This is a genomic window from Pseudoalteromonas sp. SR45-5 (genome assembly GCF_014163565.1).
GTDB lineage: Bacteria > Pseudomonadota > Gammaproteobacteria > Enterobacterales > Alteromonadaceae > Pseudoalteromonas > Pseudoalteromonas distincta.
The window spans coordinates 1-2,983 of the sequence record NZ_JACJDN010000505.1 but is presented as its reverse complement, the minus strand read 5'-3'; the positions used below and the strand labels follow the sequence as shown (position 1 = coordinate 2,983).

The following is a 2,983-nucleotide window of genomic DNA, read 5'->3' as shown; positions in this document are numbered from 1 at the left end:
CCAGTATTCGCTAGATGATCAGCTACATCTTGGCGATACTGCTCTAACGCATTTTCAGCTTGCTCTGCTTGTTCTTTTAATTCATCTTGTTTGAACTGTTTTTTAGTAACAAATGCGCCAATAAAAAATGCTACAACAGCAACAATAACAATCAAACCTACCCACATAACTGTGCCCATAAAAACTACCCCTTTGGGAAAATAACTAACGAATGCCGATTCAATTATAAATCATACTAAGTGTAATATACCCCGAGTTATGATGCGTGTTAATATGCTTTGCAAATTAAACTGTGTTTTAACTGTAAATAGATATGACTCCTTGGCAAACATACCAACAAGACTTAAAGCGAGATGACTTTGTACACGACGCAGCACAAGAAAATGCTGTGCGCCATTTACAACGTCTATACGATGACCTAACTCAGACAAAGCCAAAACAAAAAGGCTTTTTTGCTAAGCTATTTAGTAAAGAAGAACCTGCGCCTGTAAAAGGTTTGTACTTTTGGGGGGGAGTAGGGCGTGGTAAAACTTATTTAGTTGACACTTTTTACGAATCATTACCGGGCACACGTAAAATGCGTGTGCACTTTCATCGATTTATGCACCGAGTGCATAATGAGCTTAAAAAGCTAAATAATACGGCTAATCCATTAGAAAAAATTGCTGACACTTTTAAAGCAGAAACAGACATTATTTGCTTTGATGAGTTTTTTGTACAAGACATTACTGATGCCATGCTATTAGGTGGCTTAATGGAAGCACTATTTGCACGGGGCATAGTACTTGTAGCAACCTCTAATATAGTGCCTGATGAACTTTACAGAAATGGCTTACAGCGAGCGCGTTTTATGCCAGCAATTGAGCTTGTTAAAAAAAATACCGAGATAGTTAATGTAGATTCAGGTATTGATTACCGATTACGTACTTTAGAGCAAGCTGAAATTTTTCATAGTCCGTTAGATGAAGATGCGGATAAGAACCTATTTGAGTACTTCGATAAGTTATCGCCAGAGCCAGGGCAATTAGATGAGCCGATAGAGATAGAAGGGCGAAAAATCAAAACGCGTAAAGTAGCTAAATGCGTTGTGATGTTTGAGTTTAGTGAATTGTGCGAAACAGCACGTAGCCAGGTCGATTACATGGAGATTAGCCGCTTATACAATACGGTGATTATTTCTAACGTAAAACAGCTAGGGCAAACTAATGATGATGCTGCTAGACGCTTTATTGCTTTAGTGGATGAATTTTATGAGCGCCATGTAACTTTAATTATATCGGCTGAAAAACCTATTACCGAACTTTATACCCAAGGTAATTTAAACTTTGAATTTAAGCGTTGTATTAGTCGTTTACAAGAAATGCAATCCTTAGAATATTTAGCTAGAGAGCATTTAGTTTAAATAAGTAAGTAAATGTGTAATAGGGCAACTATAAAAAAGAGGTACATATATAGTACTTCTTATTTCTGAAATTTCTTGTGGAAAAAACAACCGGCGAGTAGCAATGTGTTTTAAGTGCTGGTATACTCCCGCGTCTGCCACGTTGCGTTCTATGTCCTCATATAGTCTAGCCACTTGTGAGCGGCGCAAAAGTCTAAAACTCGAAGGGGTTATAGCAAACTTAGAGCAGTAGTTAATATTAACTACTTGTGGTTTTAATTGAAAAACATTGGATTTTTATAAATGAAAACGTTTGTTGCTAAACCAGAAACAGTAAAACGTGACTGGTACGTAGTTGACGCTGAAGGTAAAACTTTAGGTCGCATCGCTACTGAAATCGCTCACCGCCTACGCGGTAAGCATAAAGCTGAATACACTCCTCACGTAGATACTGGTGATTACATCATCGTTATCAACGCTGAAAAAGTTACTGTAACTGGTAACAAATTCAAAGATAAAGTGTACTACGCTCACTCTGGTTTTCCAGGTGGCCTTAAGTCTACTACTTTTGATAAACTTCAAGCTGCAAAGCCTGAAATGATCATCGAGAAAGCTGTAAAAGGCATGTTGCCACGTGGTCCTTTAGGCCGCGCTATGTACCGTAAACTTAAAGTTTACGCAGGTACTGAGCATAACCATGCTGCACAACAGCCTCAGGTTCTAGACATTTAAGGAGCACCATCATGGCAAATCAATACTACGGTACAGGTCGTCGTAAAAGTTCAAGTGCTCGCGTATTCTTACGCCCAGGCACTGGTAACATCGTAATCAACAAACGCTCTCTAGAAGAGTATTTTGGTCGCGAAACAGCACGCATGGTTGTTCATCAAGCTCTTGAGCTAGTTGATATGACTGAAAAATTTGACCTTTACATCACCGTTTCTGGTGGTGGTACAACTGGTCAAGCTGGTGCTATCCGTCACGGTATCACTCGTGCACTTATGGAGTTTGACGAGTCACTACGTCCACAACTCCGTAAAGCAGGTTTTGTTACACGTGATGCACGTAAAGTTGAACGTAAGAAAGTGGGTCTTAAGAAAGCGCGTAAGCGTCCACAGTTCTCAAAACGTTAATCTATACGTTATCAAGAATTCAAAAACCCAGCTTATGCTGGGTTTTTTGTTTTCAAATCAAAAAGTTTACATTTGCTACTTAATTTAAATTTGTTTATAGCGGTCGCCATACTTGGTATTGCTGTAATTAATGATGATCAAATTTATTAATAACTGCGTATTAATCGAACGAAAGTTAAAAAACACTCAGATAGCTGCAAAAAAGTTAAATAATTATCGTAATTAGTTTAAATCCATCAGTTAATTGGTGGAATTTTTTGCTACAATTGGCGTGGAAGTAAAATGAGTGAGTTTAACGACACTATGTACAGTTTTTACTGTTTCCTCTTAGTGGTGTTGATCTCGGTCAGTATATTGTTTTTACAGAAGCGTTATTATAGTCGTTCGGCTTTATTCTCGAGCTAGCTTAATCAAATTTTTGATCAAGTCAGGTTTATTCGAGCATGGGGCTTTGAATAACCTTGTTTTA

Annotated in this window: 4 protein-coding genes; 3 read left to right on the top strand and 1 reads right to left on the bottom strand. The window is 38.1% G+C overall.

Going from position 1 to position 2,983, the window contains the following annotated elements; translation table 11 throughout:
* On the bottom strand, positions 1-179 hold a 179-nt coding region (locus H5072_RS15760), incomplete at its 3' end, for a ZapG family protein (RefSeq protein ID WP_182694056.1).
* A 134-nt stretch (positions 180-313) separates the two neighbouring features.
* Between H5072_RS15760 and zapE the strand changes: the two genes are divergently transcribed.
* The 3 genes from zapE to rpsI all read left to right on the top strand — a co-directional run bounded on the left by zapE (position 314) and on the right by rpsI (position 2,514).
* The gene (gene zapE / locus H5072_RS15755) at positions 314-1,402 is read left to right on the top strand and encodes a cell division protein ZapE (protein WP_002957958.1); all 1,089 of its coding nucleotides are present in this window, start codon (positions 314-316) and stop codon (positions 1,400-1,402) included.
* 282 nt (positions 1,403-1,684) lie between these two features.
* Complete coding sequence (gene rplM, locus H5072_RS15750) at positions 1,685-2,113, top strand: 50S ribosomal protein L13 (RefSeq protein WP_002957960.1); 429 nt, start codon at positions 1,685-1,687, stop codon at positions 2,111-2,113.
* Positions 2,114-2,121: 8 nt separating this feature from the next.
* On the top strand, positions 2,122-2,514 hold the full coding sequence (rpsI, locus tag H5072_RS15745) for a 30S ribosomal protein S9 (RefSeq protein ID WP_024595789.1): 393 nt from the start codon (positions 2,122-2,124) through the stop codon (positions 2,512-2,514).
* Positions 2,515-2,983: the final 469 nt, after the last annotated feature.

What these genes read in the sequence shown, in the direction of transcription:
- zapE (WP_002957958.1), top strand. Translation starts at nt 314, where the DNA reads ATGACTCCTTGGCAAACATACCAACAAGACTTAAAGCGAGATGACTTT.
- rplM (WP_002957960.1), top strand. Translation starts at nt 1,685, where the DNA reads ATGAAAACGTTTGTTGCTAAACCAGAAACAGTAAAACGTGACTGGTAC.